Consider the following 20,791-nt stretch of genomic DNA (forward strand, 5'->3'; position numbering starts at 1 on the left):
ATTCAGTTTATTTCGAAAAAATTAGAATAGCTGGTGAGTGAAAAGTCATATCTATACATGAATACATGACGCAATGCTGATATTCATTATTCTTGTTTGCTGTGCCTACGCAGAAGAGGCGACAAAAAATTGATTTCAGCGATACCATAGCGTTTTTAGTATATTTTGACTATGTCCTTACCTATTCCAGATTCACCCAAAAACCCTCACTAACATGACAAAAACGAATATGCTAATGCCAATACACTAGGTGAGACGCGCAGCCTGATACCTCATAATGGCAACATATTTCAACTTAATGAATAACTGGTGATGCTATGAACACCTTTCCACTGTTTTTTAAATTAGAAGACCGCAAAGTGCTGATCGTCGGCGGCGGCGATGTGGCGCTACGTAAGGCTGACTTGCTCAGCCGCGCTGGTGCGTGTATCACTGTCCTTGCACCAAGTATCAGTGCTGAGATACAAGCTTTACTATCAGATAGCAAGCACCAACTTATCTATGATAATTATAATAAAACCTATATGACAGGCGCGCGCGTTATCATTGCCGCGACCGATGACGAGATACTTAACCATCAAGTCCACGCTGATGCCAGCGAGCTTAATATTCCGGTAAATGTGGTCGATACCCCACCTTTATGTGATTTTATTTTCCCCGCCATCGTCGACCGCAATCCTATCGTGATTGGTATCTCGTCCAATGGCAAAGCGCCGGTGCTGGCACGTCTATTACGGGCGCGGCTTGAAACTTTGATTCCGCAAGGCTATGGAAAATTGGCCAAACTAGCAGGCGACTTCCGTACTGAGGTAAAAAGCAAGATTCCAACCTTAACGGGTCGTCGGCAGTTTTGGGAGCGCGCTTTTGAAGGCAAAGTCAGCGAGTTGATGTTTGCGGGCAATGAAAGCCAAGCCGCCGCGCAACTACAAGCCGACTTGGATGAGACAGCCGCCAAAATTGAACTTGATAAAACGAGCCGCGCAGACACGCAACCATTACAAACAGAGTCTTCGTCTGTATCAACCACCGCTACAATAGATCAGCCACAACACCCGGCTGCAGCGCCTGAGCAAACGCCTGTCGGTGAAGTGTACATCGTCGGTGCAGGCCCCGGTGATCCAGAGCTGCTCACGTTTAAAGCGCTGCGCTTAATGCAGCAAGCCGATATTGTCTACTACGATGCGCTAGTATCACCGCAAGTATTGGACTTATGCCGCCGTGATGCTGATAAAGTATTTGTCGGTAAAAAACGCAGCAATCATGCTGTCGCTCAGCTTGGTATCAATGAGCTGTTGGTCAATAGTGCAAAAGAAGGTCGCCGTGTAGTACGTTTAAAAGGTGGCGATCCCTTTATCTTTGGACGTGGCGGCGAAGAGATTGAAAGCCTACGTGCGCACGGCGTACCTTATCAAGTCGTTCCCGGTATCACCGCTGCTAACGCCGCTGCCAGTTATGCAGGTATTCCGCTCACTCACCGTGACCATTCACAATCCGTGCGTTTTGTCACTGGCTTCTTAAAGGCTGGCGCGCCCAATAGCAACTTTAAGAGCTTTTTAAATACTGACGAAACCGTGGTGTTCTATATGGGTCTGCATTCGCTGGCGCGTTTGACTGAAGGCTTGATTGATGCTGGTCGTCGTGCCGATACGCCAATCGCTATCATCTCTAATGCCAGTATGCCAAACCAGCAAGTATTGACTGGTACGCTTGCTAATATCGTTGAATTACAAGAACAAAATCAGCTACCCACGCCAGCTTTACTCATTATGGGTGATGTCGTCGCGCTACATCACGATTTGGCTTGGTATAACCTGCAAAATAAGCAGCATAATCGAAACACCCGTGACACCGCAAACAATTGGTTGCGTGGCGGTACAGCTGCTACACCAAAAGAAGGACATACTGATGCTAACCAGCAGGCCCATGCATTATCAATGGTGGCTAATTTGGCAGCGGCTGATAATGGTTTGGAACAGTTGGTAATTAATTAGTTTATATCTATGCTCAGTAGTATAAATTTATATCTAGATTGCTAAAAAAAGAATCATTGAGCTTCGGCCTAATGGTTCTTTTTTATTCCAAATAGGTACTAAATACTAAATACTAAATACTAAATACTAAATACTAAATACTAAATAGCTACTAAGCCAATGCTTACTTTAAACCAGACACTAACAGAGAAAACCAAAGCAAATCTTGCTAGAATGACTACTTTCTACTAAATATCCTAAAGCTCAACTATGTCCACACTTGCCGATACCAAGTCTATGCCTATGAAACCTTTAACAGTCCTCCACACTTCAGATTGGCATTTAGGACGCAGGCTTTATGGGCGCATGCGTTATGATGAATTTGAAGCGTTTTTAAGTTGGCTACAGGATGCTATTAGCACGCAGAAAGTCGATGTCCTTATCGTCGCGGGTGATATTTTTGACACCATGACCCCAAGCAATAGAGCCCAAGCGCTGTATTATGAATTTTTGGGCAAAGTGTCAAAATCATGCTGTGAGCATATCGTCATCGTCGCGGGCAATCATGACTCCCCGACTTTTTTGGACGCCCCAAGTAATGTGCTTAAATTTTTAAACGTGCATGTCATCGGTACTGCTTGTGAAGACTTAAACGATGAAGTATTGGTTTTAGACGATGCAGACGGTACACCGCATTGTATTATCGCCGCAGTCCCTTATCTGCGTGACCGTGATGTCCGTAGCAGCAGCGCTGGCGAGTCTGCGGATAATAAAGATGCCAATGTCATCAAAGGCATTCGTGCCCATTATGATAAAGTCGCTAGTATTGCCAAAGCGAAGCAAACAGAGCAAACAGAATTAGCCGAAGCAAACCAGCGTCACATTCCTATCATCGCTACAGGGCATCTATTCGCAGCAGGTGGTACGACTACTGAAGATGATGGTGTGCGTGAGCTTTATGTCGGCTCACTCGGCAAAATCTCTGCTGATATGTTTGATGAAGGCTTTGACTATGTGGCACTTGGGCATTTGCATGTTCCGCAGCGCGTCGGTGGTCGTGAGAGTATTCGCTATTCAGGCTCGCCTATTGCGATGGGCTTTGGTGAGGCTAAGCAACAAAAACAAGTATTACTGGTACAGTTTGGCGCAGTAGAGAATGATTTTAGCAATCAAAAAGCAGCGTCAAATAGTACATCTGAAAGCAATATGCCTAAGCTTACTAATACAGTGACTAAGATTGAACAATCGGTAGAAAAAGCCGCTAAAAAAGTAGCAAGTCGGTCAACTGGTTTTATAGATGACTTGTTTGACTTTGATGACTCAGTAGAAAGTGATGTAAAGGAAGAAAGCACGGTTGAAGAAGGTTTAACTCAAACAGGTGCTAAGTTAGCATATCAACTGCTGCATGATGATGAGTCACGTCAGATGCAAGTGGTTTCCCTACCCATTCCAAAATTCCAAAAATTGGCGCAAATCTCAGGTGATCTGGAGTCTATTAATAAGACTATCGATAAAACCATTCAAGCTCTTGATGCAACAGAATCTGTTTGGCTTGAAATTATTTATACGGGTGATGACGTGGTCAGTGAGTTGCGTGAGCATATTCAGGCGATGGTAGATGGTTTGCCGTGTGAGGTGTTAAAAATTAAAAACACGCGCACCTATAATAAAGTTTTGAACCAACAGCAAATCTCTGAGACCCTACAAGATTTAAATGAGGAAGAAGTATTTGAGCGCTGCTTAATTGCTCACAATATTCCTGATGAGCAAAAATCATCCTTACGTGACGCCTATGATCAAATTGTTTATAACCTGCGTCATGAAGATACTCAGGCCGAATAATAGCAGCGCATTTTGGATGCCAGCCAACAACTTCTTCACTTTTCATCACTGTTCTCTTTATAACTGTTCTATATAAAAATAAGACCTACCCATGCGACTGATTGAACTACGACTTAAAAACTTAAACTCCCTAAAAGGCGAATGGCACATTGATTTTAGTGATCCGGCTTTTCTGAATGAAGGGATTTTTGCCATTACTGGGCAGACGGGCGCTGGCAAGACCACCATCTTGGATGCGATTTGCTTAGCACTATATAGTCAAACGCCAAGATTGGGTGATATTACCGGCTCAACGAACGAAATCATGACCCAAGGTACGGGGGAATGCTCGGCAGAAGTCATCATCGAGATAGATTCCAAACGCTATCAATGCTACTGGTACCAGCATCGCGCCCACAAAAAAGCCAAGGGCAACTTATTACCGATTAAGCATGAGATTAGTGAGGTCAAAACCGGCAAGATTTTAGAAGAGAAAAAATCTAAGACTTCCGCCTACATTCAAGACCTCATCGGCATGGATTTTAACCAATTTACCCGCTCTATCATGCTCGCACAGGGCAGTTTTGCCGCGTTTTTAAAGTCTGATATCGGCGATAGAGCCGCCATTTTAGAGAAAATAACCGGTACTGCTATCTATGCCAAGATATCGTTAAACGTCCATGAAAAGAAACGCTTTGAGGAAGACGTGCTTGGTAAGCTACAAGCGGGCGTTAGTAGCCTATCGTTATTAAGTTTTGAAGATGAAAAGTTACTGGTAGCAGAGCTACAGACCCTTAATCAACAGCAAAGCAAGCAGCGACAAACTTTCAAAACCCTGAGCGAGCAGCTGCAGTGGCTGGATAATGTACAGCAGCTACAGCAAAATATATTAACTTATCAAAATGATTTTGCAGCGGCACAGCAGGCTCAGCAAGCCTTTACTCCAGAAGCGCAGCGCCTAGATATTGCTAATAAAGCCTTGGAGATTGATAGTCAATTTCGAGAGCTTAGCTATAGCCGAGAGTCGGTCAAGAGGTTGGGTTTCGAGCAGCAAGATTTGCTTAATAAGATTCCAACACAGCAAGCAGCGCTGGCACAAGCCACGACCCATTTAAACAATATCAATACCATTGAAAAGCAAGCTACGGACAATCTGCAGACCACCTTACCTATCATTGCAAAAACGCGCGAGTTGGATAATGAGATAAAACAGCACGCCCATTCTTTAGCGGATGATAATCAACGTAAAGACGTCTTAGTCAATAATACGCAACGATTACGCCAAGAAATAGCCAGCCACAAACAAACAGAACAAGAGACCAAAGCTCAGCTTAGCAGTATAGAAAAATATTTTAGCGATTATGAAGAGCTAAACGATCTCGATACAGATATGGCGACCTTTGATAGCAGCTGTCGCCGATTAGTGGTGCTGCTGGAAGATAATGTCAGCTTAGCGGCGGATAAACTTGCGCATGACAACCAATCAAGCAAGCTACAAGCTCATTTCGATAAGCTCTCTAAGCAGCAAGATGCTGATAAGTTGTTAATAACTGAGCAACGCGAGCAATTGGTCAGCGTACAACAGCAGCAAGCAATACTCATCGAAAAACAGTCGCTTGCGAGTATGCGCTTCGAGCAAGAGCAAGTGGATCAGATCAACAATCATATTGCGCAAGCCAGCTTTAAATTACAGCAGATGTCTGAACTTGCTCGCCAAATCAAAAAGACTAACCTCTCGCTACCTACGCTAAACGAGGAATTAACGACCTTAGAAGAACTCATTGCTAGTCGTCAGTCAGATATTCAAGATGCTAAGCTCAAGAGGCAAGAAAAGCAAGAACATCTGAATTTACTACAAAAGGTCGCTAAGCTTGAAGACTACATAGCAGAGCTAGAAGATGGGTCGCCCTGCCCGTTATGCGGCGCGCATGAGCATCCTTATGGTAAGCATCATCCGTTATTAGACAGTAATAATATCGATGACAATGCCAAGCAAAACCAGTCGTCCACAATAAAACAGACTAAGACGCAACAAACTCAGCAGCAAATAGCTGAATTAGAAACCATTATTGATAACCTTGAGCAGGCTTTATCAACATACAATATCGAATATGCTACAAAGAAAGAAACGCTTAACAACCAGCAACAACAGCTAGCCCCACTACAGCAGAAATCCGAAATATTATATGGCGATATTCAGTCTTACCTATCTTCACTATTTGAGACTAAGAACGATTACTCTGAAGCAATCGCAGCAATTATCAATCCTCTTACTCAGATAAACGATGATATTAATGCGACCATCACGAATATAGATCATAGCTTATCCTTATTAGACACCGCCAAACATGATCTGACTGAACATAAACAGTCTCTTAAAATTATAGTGGTCGAATATGACAACTTAACTGAGAGTGCGGCAAAGCTCAGTACTGCCATCGAAACCGACGAAAAACAGCAACAAACAGTTAGTCACGATATTAATAATCTAACAACTGACATCAAGCTTAACTCACAAAAGATTGATGGGATAAAAGATAAGATTGCCGCTAATTTCTCGGAGTTGGCACCCCTGATGACCACCGTTTCATCTCTAACGCATAAATACCCAGCGGATAAATATAAAGAACACTTAAACTCAACTATAGCGCTCAATGCGGCAGACTTATCTAATGCACTTAAGCAATTGGGTAATAGTTTTGATGAGCAAACGGTAATAGACAGCGCAGATTATGACCGTCATATTGAAAAACTGCGTCAACAGCGCAGCGCTTTAAACCAGTTAAAACGACAATTTAATGAGCAGAAAAACCGCCAGCAGCAGCTAACCAATAGCTTAAGCAGTTTGACCGCGCAGATTGAAACCAAGCAAGCACAGCTTAGCAATGATGAAGCAGCGCTCAAAGAGTTAGAGAACTTAGTTGCTCATAAAACCAATGCTATCGAACAATTAAAGCAAGATAGAAAAGAGATTTTTGCAGATAAAAATACAGACAATGAAGAAAATCAATTACGCCGTGCGGTTGATGAGGCTAAAGCCAAGCAAGTAGTAGCACAAAGGCAGCTAGACACTGTACAGCAGACTCTAGAGCAATTAACAGCTAGAGAACAACAGCTAGACACAGAGCTACAGGCGGCGATGTCTATACTGAATACGCAGCAAAGCGGATTTACTAACTTGCTCGCAGAATCACAGTTCGTAGATGAAGCTGCTTTTGTGAGTGCCCGCCTGCCTAAAGAAGAGCGTGAGTCACTACAGACACGTAAATTAGCGATTGATAATGCATTGCATCAAGCTAAATTACAGTTGGATAGCACCCAGCAAGCATTAGAGCTAAAACTTGCCAATCCTATGACGGATGAAGACCGAGAAATACTTGCTGGCCAGCACCATCAAATACAAATAGATATTGATGAGTTAAGTCAAAAAATCGGTGCGATTGACCAAAAACTTAAGGATAACGACAGTCAAAAAGGCCAACAAGCGGCACAGCTCATTGCTATCAATGAGCAAAAACAAAAACTACAAGTTTGGCAACAGCTACATACGCTCATTGGTTCCGCTGATGGCAAGAAGTATCGTACCTTTGCCCAAGGCTTAACGTTTGAGGTCATGATTAGCCATGCCAATACTCAGCTACAAAAAATGAGTGACCGTTATTTGCTCATTCATGATGACAGCAATCCCCTTGAGCTTAATGTCATCGATAACTATCAAGGCGGCGATATTCGCAGTACCAAAAATCTCTCCGGCGGTGAAGGCTTTATTATCAGCTTAGCGCTGGCGCTCGGACTATCACAAATGGCCAGTCACAACATCCGCGTCGACTCGCTATTTTTGGACGAAGGTTTTGGCACGCTTGATGAAGAGTCGCTTGATATTGCGCTCGACACCTTAACCAGCTTGCAGCAAGAAGGTAAACTTATTGGCATTATCTCGCACGTACAGGCGTTAAAAGATCGTATCCTAACCCAAATTAAGGTCGAAAAACTCTCTGGCGGCTTTAGCCAAATCAGCGGTCAAGGCTGTCGCCGAGTTACCAATGTTACCGACGAAAAAGCCTCGTAAATTAAGACAGCAGTTAAGGCAGTTAATAAAAATTATGACAATAAGGCAATAAAAAACCACCGTTAATTCATAACGGTGGTTTTTTTGAAAAGACGTTTATCTTGTTATTTATTTCATGACTCTTTACTTAGTCACTTGCTCACTTGCTCACTTTCACTCATTTAGTCACTAGGCCGCTCAGCTCACTCATAAGGACAGAGAGCGTTGACAAGCTAATAGCACTTTCATCATTGCTATCGAGCTTATGCATCTCCGTCGTTACCCCTTCAAGATGGTCTTGATGACGCGCTTTCCATTCGCTAAATGCCTGCTGTGCATCTGGCTTGGACAATATGGCGTCCATTAACAGACGCAGACTACGTGATAGCTCATTCACTAAGGCATGACGGGCACGGCGATCCCAATAGTCTTGCTGTGGTAAGTTGGCGATATTATCCATCATCCAATCTAGCTGCAAGACATGGTAGGCCTCGAAGTATAAGGTCGCAATCTCATCGACAGGACGCTCATATTGCTCGGCAAGGCGCGCTGCATCTAACGCATCAACATGATAAGGCAGCATAGCAAACAAGGTAGCATCCGTATCGGATAGCTCTTTTTCCACCAAGCTATTGGTGTCTGCCTCTAAGTACTCGGAAAATTGCTGCTCAATAAAACCGCCTGATTTGGTTAGTTTCTCAACACTTTCACTAAAGCGGCTAATCATATCTGCCACTTGCAAGTTTTGCCCAAAGGCATTGATGAACCACACCACACCGCGCTCGAGAGCATCACGTAGACGCAGCTCGAGGTTCAATAACAGCGTCGCATCGACTTTATTATCTAACGACTCAAGCGTGTTCCAAGCTTTTGCCACATTGAAGACATCACGGCTAATCGCATAACCACGAATAATAGTCGCTAGAGACTGATCGGTTTCTTCATAGAGACGGAACAGTGCCTCGATACCCAAACGGTTGACCACACTATTGGTCAGATAGGTACTGATAATCTCACGATGCAGACGATGTTCAGTCATCTCATCAAAGAAACGCGTAGCCAGCTCGTCTGGGAAGTACTTACGCAGCTCATTGATAAAGTATGGATCATCTGGCAAGTCCGATAGCAACAAGTTGTCATAAACCCACATTTTGCCATAGGCCATGACCACCGCCAGTTCAGGATTGGTCAGACCGGTATCCGCTTTTTGACGTTTGGCGATCTCTTCGTCTGCTGGCAAGTATTCAATGGCACGATCAAGACGACCTTCGCTTTCTAGCATTTGGATAAAACGCTGGTGATCGCTTAGGTTAGCAGCGGCGCGGATATGGCTAAGCTCAATTGCTTGTGGTTGTAGATAGTTTTGGCGCAACACCAGCTCTGCAACAGTATCGGTCATACTTTCTAGCAGCTCGTTACGCTGCTTCAGGGTCATGTCACCTTGCTCAACGACTTTACCGAGTAAGATTTTGATATTGACTTCATGATCTGAGCAGTTCACGCCGCCTGAGTTATCGATGGCATCGGTATAAATACGTCCGCCCGTCTGTGCGTATTCAATACGCCCTTGCTGGGTAAAGCCCAAGTTCCCCCCTTCACCGACGACGGCTGTACGCAGCTCGTTACCATTGACGCGGACTGCATCATTGGCACGGTCACCGACATCAGCATGGCTTTCATTTTCGCTTTTCACGTAAGTACCGATACCACCGTTCCAGATGAGATCCACTGGCGACTTCATTAGTGCACTAATAAGCTCATTAGGGGCCAAGTTGTCTTCGCTAATATCAAAAATCTCTTTCATCTCAGCGCTAATAGCGATGCTTTTGTCCGTGCGTGAGAAAACCCCACCACCTTGACTAATGAGCGACTTTTCGTAATCGTCCCACGTCGAGCGCGGCGTTTCATACAAGCGTTCCCGCTCGGCATAAGACGCAGCAGTATCTGGATTGGGATCAATAAAGATATGTAGATGGTTAAAGGCCGCGACCAGCTTGGTATGGGTAGATCTCAACATGCCATTACCAAATACATCACCGCTCATGTCACCGATACCGACCACGGTAAAGTCATCACGGTTTTGAATATCCATACCGCGCATACGGAAGTGACGTTTGACTGACTCCCAACCACCGCGGGCTGTGATACCCATGGCCTTATGGTCATAACCGACCGAGCCACCGGAGGCAAAGGCGTCATCAAGCCAAAAGTTGTATTCAGCAGCTAAGGCATTGGCTATATCGGAGAAGCTTGCCGTGCCTTTATCAGCGGCAACGACCAAATACGGGTCGTCTTCGTCATGACGCACGGTATCGGCTGGCGGGACAATTTTTCCATCAACGATATTGTCAGTGATATCGAGCATACCGCGTAGGAATGTCTGATAACAAGCAATCCCTTCAGCTTGGAACGCTTCGCGACCATCTGCCATCGACTTGGTCTTAACGATAAAGCCGCCTTTTGAGCCAACCGGCACGATAACTGCGTTTTTGACCATTTGCGCTTTGACCAGACCCAGTACTTCAGTACGGAAATCTTCCATACGATCTGACCAGCGCAGACCACCACGGGCAACTTTACCACCGCGTAGATGCACGGCTTCAACGCGTGGTGAATAGACAAATATCTCAAACATCGGCTTCGGTTTTGGCAAGTTTGGAATATCTGCAGCTAAGAACTTAAACGACAGACGGTCTTTACGTGCGCCTTCACTATCCGTTTGATAGAAGTTGGTACGCACCATGGCATTGATTAGGTCTAAATACCAACGCAAGATACGATCTTCATCCAAGCTATCAACGTCTATCAAGGCGGCGGTGATTTGCTCTTGAATTTTCGTGGTTTTTTCTGTGCGCGCCTCTTCACTATACTTAGGATTCATACGTGCATCGAACAAGCTGCTTAGTGCCACGCTAATGTCGTTGTTTTTTACCACCGTTTGCTGAATATAAGCACTAGAGAATGGCGCGCGTGCTTGCATCATATAGCGGGACAAGGCACGGAGTACGACCACATCATAAGTGTCTAGTTTGGTGATTAATACCAGCTCGTTAAAGGAATCACTCTCAACGCGTCCCGCCCAAATCTGCTTGAGACTGTCTTCAAATTGATTACGCACCACTTGCATATCAACCGTATCGACATGCTCCAAGGTCAGTTCATACTCTTGCATCCAGATAGGCTGCTCTGGTAAGTCAAACTCATAGGTTTGCGCAGAAATCACTGAAACACCAAAGTTCTCTAATATTGGCAAGACTTTGGACAAAATAACGGGTTGCTCACGTCCATACAGCTTAAGATGCAGCTGATTGCTTGCGTCACCGGTTGACTGATATAGGTGCCAAATCATTGGCTGCTCATCGGTCAATCCTGATAAGCGTTTAACATCTTCGACAGCCGTACGGGTATCAAAGCGCTCTTGGTAAGCGGCAGGTATGTAGTTGAAGAAACGACGATTAAGTGCATTGGCTTGTTGCTCACCGACATTGTCGAGTAACATTTTTTGATAGTGGTCGCCCCATGATTGCATGAGTGCCGACAGCTTTTCTTCTAAAGCGGCTGTATTCACATCATTAACTTGACCGGGCACAGTACGTACGTGGACATGCACACGGGCGTGGGCAGATTCATTAAATTCAGTGGTAAAGCCAGATGAGGTGCCACCATACGCGTCTTTCAAGACATTTTGCACTTTGATGCGCAGTTCAGTGTTGAATTTATCGCGGGGAATATAGACCAAGCAAGAAACAAAACGCTGATAATGGTCGATACGACTGAATAAGCGCAGGCTCTTTTTGTCTTGTAATTGACTGATACCAGAGACAATCGGATAAAGCTCTTCGACGCTGGCTTGAAACAAATCATCACGCGGTAAAGTATTAATGACGTGCATCATCTTATGATGTGCATGACCATCACGCGGTAAGTCTGCCATTGCCATGATTTTATTGGCTTTTTCACGCAGTAATGGTATCTGTTGGACAGTAAGTTGATAGGCTTGCGACGTCAGTAAACCAATAAATCGATATTCACCGACCAGTTTGCCATTGTCATCAAACTTATGAATACCTAAGAAGTCCATATATACAGAACGATGTATAGGTGAGACACGGCTCGATTTGGATAACATCAATACTCGCGGCTCGGTCAACAGCTGCTTTAACACTTTTGGCAATTGGCTAAAGCTTTCTGACAAAGTGTCTTCTGCGGCACCGCGTAGCAAACCAAGACCGCTATTGCCAATGGCAAATAAATCCAAATCTGCGTTCTTAGAATTGGTAGCGTCGCTGTTGACATCCATCATGCTATCGCCTTCTAAGCGATATTCACGGTAGCCTAAGAAGATAAAATGATCGTCCAATATCCAATCTAAGAACGCTTGAATCTCTTGCTGCGAATAGAATACTTCTGGCAATGGTTTTTTTGACAGCTCCGACTGGATGTCCGTTAGCTTCTCGCGCATTTGTTTCCAGTCACCAACGACGGTATCGAGCGTATCCACTTTTGCCAACAACAGTTGCTGTAATGCGGCCAACTCTTCGTTGTCTTGATAGGCAATTTCACAATGAATCATAGATAAGTGCGACGTCGCGCTTTCATGAGCACCTTCAATATGAGCAATGTTGCCGTCATCATCGCGTTCAACACTGATAATAATGTTATAAGTGCGATGCACGTCGATACCTTGAGCCTCAAGACTCATCAAAATAGTATCTACTAAAAATGGTCTGTCGTACGCCACTATTTGTATGACCGTGTGCGAGCTGTGGAAATGCTGCTCTTCTGCTTTTGGGTTCAAAATAGCGAGTTGCGGTTGTTTACCATCATAAGACTTGAGTAGCGTAAAATGATGGAGCGCCATGCCTGCTAAGTCAGTATTGCTGATAGCCTCTGCCGTCTCTTGATGCAGGGGCTGATAATAACTATGAATAAAATGATCAAATAGTGATTTGTCATTTTGTACATAATTGGTGGCAATATCGCTTATCTGGCTGATGCGCTCTTTTGCGATACTTAGGGAGTTTGGCATGTCCTTTGTCCTTTTTATAGGTTTAGTATTTCAAGTGTTTTTCTTTTCAAGTGCTTTTCTTTGTTAGCACTTAGTTGGTTTCTACTTATTAATCAGTATTAATTATTAGCAAGGTCTGAATGTAATGAATCACCAATATCAGATAGCAGTACATCCATTAACGAGCTTCTAAACATCCATTAACGAGCTTCTAATAAACCACATCGTTCTCTTTGGCATCCTCTGTTGTTTTTTATTGCCTAATGTTTATAAGAGCAAACGGCTGGCTAGATTTAATACCATTAATATATTGAAGTGTAACGCACCTAGGCGCATAGCTAAAGCGTACAACATCATTTCATGAATCAGCAACATGCCGATAACCTTTGCTAATGAGACAATACACCTTAATTATTGATGAATAACGGCTGGCAGGTGGATACTCATGGCAATCAAGGCACTTTTTTTGTTAGAATACGGCTATCTCTCAGAGTGTATGACTAACTCATTATTAACTTTAATGCTAAGGGCAAGACGTATGATGAATATTTTGGTGATTGGCTCAGGTGGTCGTGAACACGCACTAGCATGGCAATGTGCAAAAGATAACAACGTCCAACACGTCTACGTCGCCCCAGGTAATGCTGGTACTGCCCTTGAACCCAAATGCCAAAACGTTGTTCTCGAGTCTACAGGTAGCGGAACTGATGAACACAATGCTGTCATTGAGTTTTGCCAAAACAACGCCATCGATATGGTCATCGTTGGACCAGAAGCCCCATTGGTGACGGGTATCATCGATGCCTGCCGTGCTGCTGGTATTAAGGCGTGGGGCCCAACGGCATATTGTGCGCAGTTAGAAGGCTCAAAAACCTTTGCCAAAGAATTTATGGCACAGAACAATATTCCGACGGCAGCTTATCAAGGGTTCACAGATACTGACGCTGCCAAAGCTTATATTGATGAGCAAGGCGCGCCCATTGTTATTAAAGCGGATGGTCTGGCTGCTGGTAAAGGCGTCATCGTCGCGGAGACTATCGAACAAGCATATGAAGCAATCGATGATATGCTGGCCGACAATAAGTTTGGCGATGCAGGCAGCCGTGTGGTGATCGAGCAGTTCTTGCAAGGGGAAGAAGCCAGCTTTATCTGTATGATTGATGGTGACAATATATTACCGATGGCGACTAGCCAAGATCATAAACGTGCTTTTGAAGGCGATACAGGTCCCAACACTGGCGGCATGGGTGCTTACTCTCCTGCGCCAGTTGTCACCCAAGATGTCCACGACAAGGTCATGGCACAAGTTATTCAACCAGTGGTCGATGCGATGAATGAGGCCGGTCATCCTTATACTGGATTTTTATATGCAGGACTCATGATTAATGACGCAGGTGACCCTTATGTCATCGAATTCAACTGCCGCTTCGGTGATCCAGAGACACAGCCAATTTTGATGCGCTTGCAATCGTCGATGGTAGATTTGGTCGCTCAAGGGCTGGCAGGCCAGTTACCAAGTGATGCTCAATGGGATACGCGCTCTGCCCTTGGTATCGTTGTTGCCTCAAAAGGCTATCCTGAAACTTCTTCGAAAGGTGATGTGATTGCTGGCTTGCCTGAGCTGGATGCTAACAATAATAGCGCAGTTAAGGTCTTTCACGCAGGCACGGCATTTTCGGATGATAACAATGCTAATGCGCACAACGTTAATGCAGAAATCATCACCAACGGCGGGCGAGTATTATGTGTGACGGCGTTAGCAGATAGTATTGCAGACGCTCAGCAAGCAGCACTGGCAGTGACAGGTGCGATTAGTTTTGATGGGGCACAGTATCGCCGCGATATTGGTCATCATGCCATTGCCCGCGAACAGGCGTAATTCATCATCAGCCATTTAGCAATATTGGATAATTCACTTATCTGGCACGTTTAAACCATCGTTGACGTTATGTATTGTATTGAGTGCCATGTTCTCTAAGTGAGTTATGATTCGACCTAGTACTATACTAGGTCGTATTTTTTGCTACCTTATTAGGGCGTATCATCATTTAGATTAATACGTTAGCTTACAAACTAACTGCTAGCGGTCGGCTAAGGCTTATAAACCCCTGCCCCTTTATATGATACAATTTTGTACCCGTTTGTACCTGCGCGTCGCATCTCTCTTGTATTGTCGGTTTCAAACCCGCACATCAATACCAACCGGATGAATGATTATATTTATGGCAAATGATACGTCTAAACCTTCTAATAATAAGCAATCAATTGACAATCTAAAAACCTCAGGGTTTGAACGTCGAATGTCGATTGCCAAAACTTCTCTAAACATTGGTCGTCGTTGGGCAGGTAACAGCGTGTCTGGTATGTTTTTGAATAAAGAAGCGCGCACGGCACGTAACCAAGCTTTTATGGAAGCGCAGGCAAATTATGTCGCAGAAGAGCTGGGCAAACTAAAAGGCTCCGTGGTCAAAATCGGTCAGATGCTGGCTATTTACGGTGAGCATGTATTGCCACCTGAGATAACGCGCGCACTACAAACACTCAATGATGATACCGCTACCCTGTCATGGCCAACCATCGAGCAGACCTTGCGTCAATTATTAGGCGATAGACTCAGCGAGCTCGACGTCGATACTATTCCGATCGGTACGGCTTCTCTCGCCCAAGTTCATCGCGCCACGGTATTAGCCACTGGTGAGCAAGTGGTGTTAAAAATTCAATATCCAGGGGTAGCAGATGCCATCAATTCTGATCTTGCCTTGTTTAAGCGTTTGCTAAAAGTCAGTAATATTGTCCCGCAAACGCGCTCGCTCGATGCATGGTTTGAAGAGATACGTGACCTACTTCATCATGAAGTCGATTATGAGGCAGAAGCTGCAACTACTGAGCGTTTTTATGAGCGGCTGATAGATGATCCGCGCTATGCTGTGCCCAAAATTAATCGCGCTTATTCAAGCAAACGCCTATTGTGTATGTCTTACGAGCCCGGCATTAGCGTCGTCTCGGAAGCACTGCAGCTTTTACCGCACGAACGTCGCAATGCCATTGGTCAGTCGGCAATAGAGATCATGATGCAAGAGATTTTTGTTTGGGGCGAGATGCAAACAGACCCAAATTTTGGTAATTATCTCGTTCGTGTCAGCGACAATGACCACGAGGTCGATAAGTTAGTATTATTGGATTTTGGGGCGATTCGTCAGTTTGATAATACTCTTTTGACAATTGCTCATGGCTTACTAAAAGCTGGCTACCGTCACGACCATCAGGCAATGATGCAAGCCATGACTGGTTATGATTTTTTTGACACGATGAGTGAAAAAGTTTGTTCCGATATCGCCTCTTTGTTCCTCTTGGCAACTGAGCCTTTTAGCGATCCAGCGACCAATCCTGATATTCCTACTGAGTGTTTGGATGAACAAAATCGCTATATCTGGGCAAATAGTAAACTACACTCACGCCTTTCCTCTGCTGCGACGCGCGCTATGCAGTCTTTTGAATTTAATCTGCCGCCAAAAGAATTTATGTTCATTAGCCGTAAGTTTATCGGCGCCTATACCCTTCTAACGGTTTTAGATGCTTATACGGATTCTAATAAACTTGTGAAGCCTTATCTGTAATATGAAATGAGTGTAATTTTTGAACTGCCTTTTAGGGGCAGTTTTTTGTTTTGCAATTTTATTTGCTTAGGCTATTTTATATGTAACAACTGTCTTATTTATACGGAAGCTAATCCTTATTAGGTTTATTTTTCGCTTAGGCTATTTTTTAATGTCCATTTCGCTAACTTGCTAATCATCAAACCTTGTTTTATAGCCTTTTGGCTTATGCATAGTCAACTCCCAACATGTTTCTCCACGCGCTAAGTACTTTACCTCAAAGTGGGTACGCTCGCTGTCTATCGGCACATGATAACGCTTGTTTGGTAAGCACCATACCGTGCAAGCTTGTTGCTCTGCAGTATCCATATACGCTTCGATATTCGTCGCTAATACTACCTCTCCTCCTACTTGTAGTCGCGATAATAAAAACTCAAAAAACGGCATATTCAGCCATTGCTGGTTGGGATTGTGCTGCTCTGGGTTAGGGTATAATATAAAAATTTTGGCGATACTACTGGCCGCGACGGCATGTACGATCCAGGCGATGGCATCCGCATGAATGGCGTTTAAGTTGGATAAATTCTGCTGTGTTGCAATCTTAGCAAAGGCTTCAAACTTATTACGGGTACGCTCAATGGCAATCAGTTGCTTATCAGGATTTTGTGTGGCAAAACTGAGCGCGTGCTTGCCCTTCCCGGCACCAATCTCTAACAATAAAGGGGCGTTGTCTTGGTTTTCGCTGATTATCTTTGGAACAATAAAGTCGCGCGGCGCTGACAGTTTGTGTGGTTGAAAGGCACGATTTTTCTGATGGGAAAGCGTTGCTTGTTGCGTCATAGTAGGATTTCGTCCTGTAAGCGATAGTCTTTAGTAGGCTATCAATTTGATTATTAAACTATTACTGATTTAGTTGTAATGTCTATTTTATAAAAACTCTGTTAAGCACTACAGCATATGCTTTAGGTGTATTCTTTATTCGCTTTGTTTAGGCTGGTTTGACATAGAAAGCTATTTGCCTTTTGTCATTCTTTAGCCTCATGCTATTATACCGACTCCCATTCGCTGAGCATACTTTTCCTACTACCTATGAGGATGACCTCACTTATTATGACTGATACTGCCAACACTGTGCCCAAAACTTACCCTTGTCCATGCTGCGGCACTCAGACCGCATGGCAAGACAATAAATATAAGCCTTTTTGTAGTGACCGCTGCAAGCTTATTGACTTAGGTGCTTGGGCCAACGAAGAGTACACCCTACCGGCCGAGTCGACTCCATTTTCGGATGAGCTATAATCAATCCGTCTAATCACTTTATAACGTTATCACCGCAAGGATATTTTGTATGTCAGCTACTTACCTGATGCCCACTTATAATCGTCAGCCGATCAGCTTTACTCGTGGTTCAGGCAGCTGGCTGTATACCAAAGATAATACGCCTTACTTAGATGCCCTGACGGGTATTGCTGTTTGTGGCTTGGGGCATTGCCACCCTCAAATCACCGATGCCATTCAACAACAAGCTGCTACCTTGGTGCATACGAGCAATTTATTCGGTATCGATTGGCAAGAGCGTGCTGGCGAAGTACTGTGTACGGCAGCTCAGATGGACAACGTGTTTTTTGCCAATAGTGGTGCTGAAGCAAATGAAGCTGCGTTAAAACTGGCGCGTTTATACGCTCATCAGCAAGGGTTTAAACGTCCAAAAGTCATCGTTATGGAGCAATCATTCCACGGTCGCACCTTATTGTCATTATCAGCAACAGCCAATCCAAAAGCGCGCGAAGGCTTTTATACCTTAGACGATGACTTTATCCGTGTCCCCTTTGGCAATATCGCAGCGATCAAGCAAGCCGCGCAAGAACATGATGATATTTGCGCTATCTTTGTAGAGCCTATTCAAGGCGAAGGCGGTCTCAATACTGCTCCCAATGGCTTTACTTATCTAGAAGAGCTGCAAGCAGAGTGTGATGCTCATAACTGGCTATTTATGCTAGATGAAGTACAAACTGGCAATGGCCGCACTGGCAAATATTTTGCGTATCAGCATAGCAGCGCGCGTCCTGATGTTTTGACGACAGCGAAAGGCTTAGGCAATGGCTTTCCAGTCGGTGCTTGTATGGTACGTGGCCGCGCCAACGGTTTGTTCGGTGCTGGTAGCCATGGCTCTACTTACGGTGGCACGCCCTTAGCCAGTCGTGTGGTGCACAGCGTCTACGAGGTATTGGCAAATAGCGATATTATGGATAATGCAGTGACGGAAGGTCAGTTCATTCGCGAATGCTTGGTCAATAGCTTAGGACAACATGGTGTCACCAGTCGCGGTGCTGGGATGATGATCGGTATTGCCTTACCTGAAGACATGGACTGTAGTCAGCTGGTCGATCGAGCCCGTGATGAACAAAAGCTGATTATCAATGTGACTGGTGGTCATGTGGTGCGCTTACTACCACCGCTTAACATGAGCCGTGATGAAAGCACGCAAGTGGCTGATCGTTTGATTGAGCTATTAAAGGTGTTGTTTTAATTTATTGATTTAATCAAACGCTAACACTAAAAAAGCCTATAGATAGTAGCTATCTATAGGCTTTTTGCTTTTTAACGCTTTAAAATACTTTCAAGTAAAGATCATTAAATGCTCGACTTAATTAGCATGAAAGTATTTTTTCAATACTTCTAAACAACGCGTAATTTTTGCAGGTTGCTGATCGCGGTTCAAAGTAACGGCATAGAGCACAAAACTCGGCAGCTGATAACCGGTCAAGACTTCCACCAATTCACCACTTTCGAGCTCTTTTTTAATATCCATTTCCATCATTCTAACCAAACCGTGCCCTTCTTTGGCTAAAGTCGTGGCCATAAAGACATTGTTGGTATAAATGCGCGAATTCATTTTTATACGTGATTTTTTACCTGTTTCGGTCTGAATCATATCAACCTGATTGGCGTCCTTCATGATTTCAATACAAATCAGCTGATGCTCGGCCAAATCTTTAGGCGTTTTCAATTTTACATGTTGGCGCAGATACTGTGGTGAGGCGACAAGCATTTGGCGTACATCCGTCAATGGATGACTGCTCAAATTAGAATCATTAATCGTTGGACTCATACGAATCGCAATATCGATACGCTCATCAATCATATCAATATAATGATTGTCTGCTAAGTAAGTAATACTTAGGTCATCATGTGCCGCCATCCAAGTCGACAAGGCCGGTAAAATATGGTTGACCCCAAGCTCGGGTGTCGTGGCCACACGTAAGCTACCAGCGAGCTCATCACGTAACTGATTGACCTTGATTCTACCTTGTTCGGCCGCGCTAACCACGTCTTTTGCCGCTTCATAAAAGCTCTCACCCGCTTCCGTTAAGCTGAGCTTACGAGTAGAGCGATGCAATAGCACCACGCCAAGCTCATTTTCTAACGAACGAATTTGTTGACTGACTGCACTGGTTGTGATGCCAAGCTCTCGAGCTGAACCACTAAAAGAGCCGTGTCCGACCACACTGGCGAACACGGCCATACCGCGTAAATTATCTAACATATACTCACCTAAGCCACTTTTCAGTTTTTAATATAACTTAACCATTATAAAGTATTTTATTTAATCTTACCGTTTTTAAATGTAGCTTACCTTATAAATAGATCCTATTTATCTGTTAATAAAAGCAAAAATATCAAGGTGATAAACGAACATCACCTTGATATTTTAATCATAACATTACATTTAATGATTATTTAATTGGTAAACAATGCCATTACTAAAATTTGCAACTTTTTAATATAACTGAACTTTGCCCATTTTTCCTTCGCCGCGCTCGGTCAGATATTTCATCACGGGTGTATCTAGCAATTTTGCCTCTGCAACCGTCTTCGCTTGGATCAAACGCTTTTGTTGGCGACGCTCAGGCGTTTTGTCTTCTGCTTGCATGACGCTACCATCGATTTGCAAGCCAATCTCTGCCTGTGTAAATTGCTGCTGTAGTTTTTCTGCCAGTTGCTGAAAGGTCATCTGCAAGTGCTTACTGTCGACACTGGTAACAAAGGTAGCTTTACCATTGCATAGACCAGTCATCATACCTTGACGGGCAAGTGCCAATTCATCTTGAGCCAAAACCTCCGCTTCACGAGCGGTTTGTAGCCAATAGTCCCACTTCTCTGGTGTCCACTCACCTACCAACTCTTGCGGTGGGCAACGCAGTAAAGTGCGTGGATCATCAGATTCAGATGTTAATTGAGAATCATTCGCCTCAGGCTCAACAACGGGTTCAGGCTCAACAACGGGTTCAGGCTCAACAACGGGTTCAGGCTCAACAACGGGTTCAGGCTCAACAACGGGTTCAGG

At 44.2% G+C, this 20,791-nt stretch carries 10 protein-coding genes and 1 pseudogene; 7 read left to right on the forward strand and 4 right to left on the reverse strand.

The genetic code is table 11. The features are described from left to right. The first annotated feature begins 317 nt into the window (after positions 1–317). From cobA to AAEY80_RS05505, 3 genes are all read left to right on the forward strand, one after another. Positions 318–1,991 carry a uroporphyrinogen-III C-methyltransferase gene (cobA, locus tag AAEY80_RS05495; protein WP_201566877.1) on the forward strand — a complete coding sequence of 558 codons (1,674 nt, stop codon included), beginning with the start codon at positions 318–320 and terminating at the stop codon, positions 1,989–1,991. Positions 1,992–2,267: 276 nt separating this feature from the next. Then, positions 2,268–3,812, forward strand: coding sequence for an exonuclease SbcCD subunit D C-terminal domain-containing protein (locus AAEY80_RS05500; protein WP_502945551.1), 1,545 nt, complete (start codon positions 2,268–2,270; stop codon positions 3,810–3,812). Between the two features lie 91 nt (positions 3,813–3,903). Next, the gene (locus tag AAEY80_RS05505) at positions 3,904–7,860 is read left to right on the forward strand and encodes an AAA family ATPase (protein WP_350588003.1); all 3,957 of its coding nucleotides are present in this window, start codon (positions 3,904–3,906) and stop codon (positions 7,858–7,860) included. A 157-nt stretch (positions 7,861–8,017) separates the two neighbouring features. Here AAEY80_RS05505 and AAEY80_RS05510 read toward each other — a convergent pair whose 3' ends face one another. Continuing rightward, the gene (locus AAEY80_RS05510; RefSeq protein WP_350588004.1) at positions 8,018–12,868 is read right to left on the reverse strand and encodes an NAD-glutamate dehydrogenase; all 4,851 of its coding nucleotides are present in this window, start codon (positions 12,866–12,868) and stop codon (positions 8,018–8,020) included. A gap of 520 nt (positions 12,869–13,388) precedes the next feature. Between AAEY80_RS05510 and purD the strand changes: the two genes are divergently transcribed. Both purD and AAEY80_RS05520 read left to right on the forward strand, forming a co-directional pair. After that, complete coding sequence (purD, locus tag AAEY80_RS05515; protein WP_350588008.1) at positions 13,389–14,726, forward strand: phosphoribosylamine--glycine ligase; 1,338 nt, start codon at positions 13,389–13,391, stop codon at positions 14,724–14,726. A gap of 343 nt (positions 14,727–15,069) precedes the next feature. Continuing rightward, on the forward strand, positions 15,070–16,464 hold the full coding sequence (locus tag AAEY80_RS05520; protein ID WP_173240278.1) for an ABC1 kinase family protein: 1,395 nt from the start codon (positions 15,070–15,072) through the stop codon (positions 16,462–16,464). 171 nt (positions 16,465–16,635) lie between these two features. On the opposite strand, the gene AAEY80_RS05525 is transcribed toward AAEY80_RS05520, so the two are convergent. Further along, positions 16,636–17,283: a DUF938 domain-containing protein gene (locus AAEY80_RS05525; protein WP_201578248.1), complete on the reverse strand. Its 648-nt coding sequence runs from the start codon at positions 17,281–17,283 to the stop codon at positions 16,636–16,638. Between the two features lie 270 nt (positions 17,284–17,553). Between AAEY80_RS05525 and AAEY80_RS05530 the strand changes: the two genes are divergently transcribed. Both AAEY80_RS05530 and AAEY80_RS05535 read left to right on the forward strand, forming a co-directional pair. Then, positions 17,554–17,742, forward strand: coding sequence for a DNA gyrase inhibitor YacG (locus tag AAEY80_RS05530; protein WP_101211590.1), 189 nt, complete (start codon positions 17,554–17,556; stop codon positions 17,740–17,742). Positions 17,743–17,791: 49 nt separating this feature from the next. Beyond that, a complete protein-coding gene (locus AAEY80_RS05535; RefSeq protein WP_025652064.1) occupies positions 17,792–18,973 on the forward strand; it encodes an aspartate aminotransferase family protein in 1,182 nt (393 codons plus the stop codon). Between the two features lie 117 nt (positions 18,974–19,090). Here the strand turns inward: AAEY80_RS05535 and AAEY80_RS05540 are convergent, their stop codons facing one another. Then, positions 19,091–19,990, reverse strand: a complete 900-nt coding sequence (locus AAEY80_RS05540) for a LysR family transcriptional regulator (RefSeq protein ID WP_025650795.1) — start codon at positions 19,988–19,990, stop codon at positions 19,091–19,093. A 234-nt stretch (positions 19,991–20,224) separates the two neighbouring features. Further along, positions 20,225–20,791, reverse strand: a pseudogene (locus AAEY80_RS05545) (DNA polymerase III subunit gamma/tau); the annotation flags it as partial.

The organism is Psychrobacter sp. 78a-MNA-CIBAN-0178, assembly GCF_040309625.1.
Classification (GTDB): domain Bacteria; phylum Pseudomonadota; class Gammaproteobacteria; order Pseudomonadales; family Moraxellaceae; genus Psychrobacter; species Psychrobacter okhotskensis.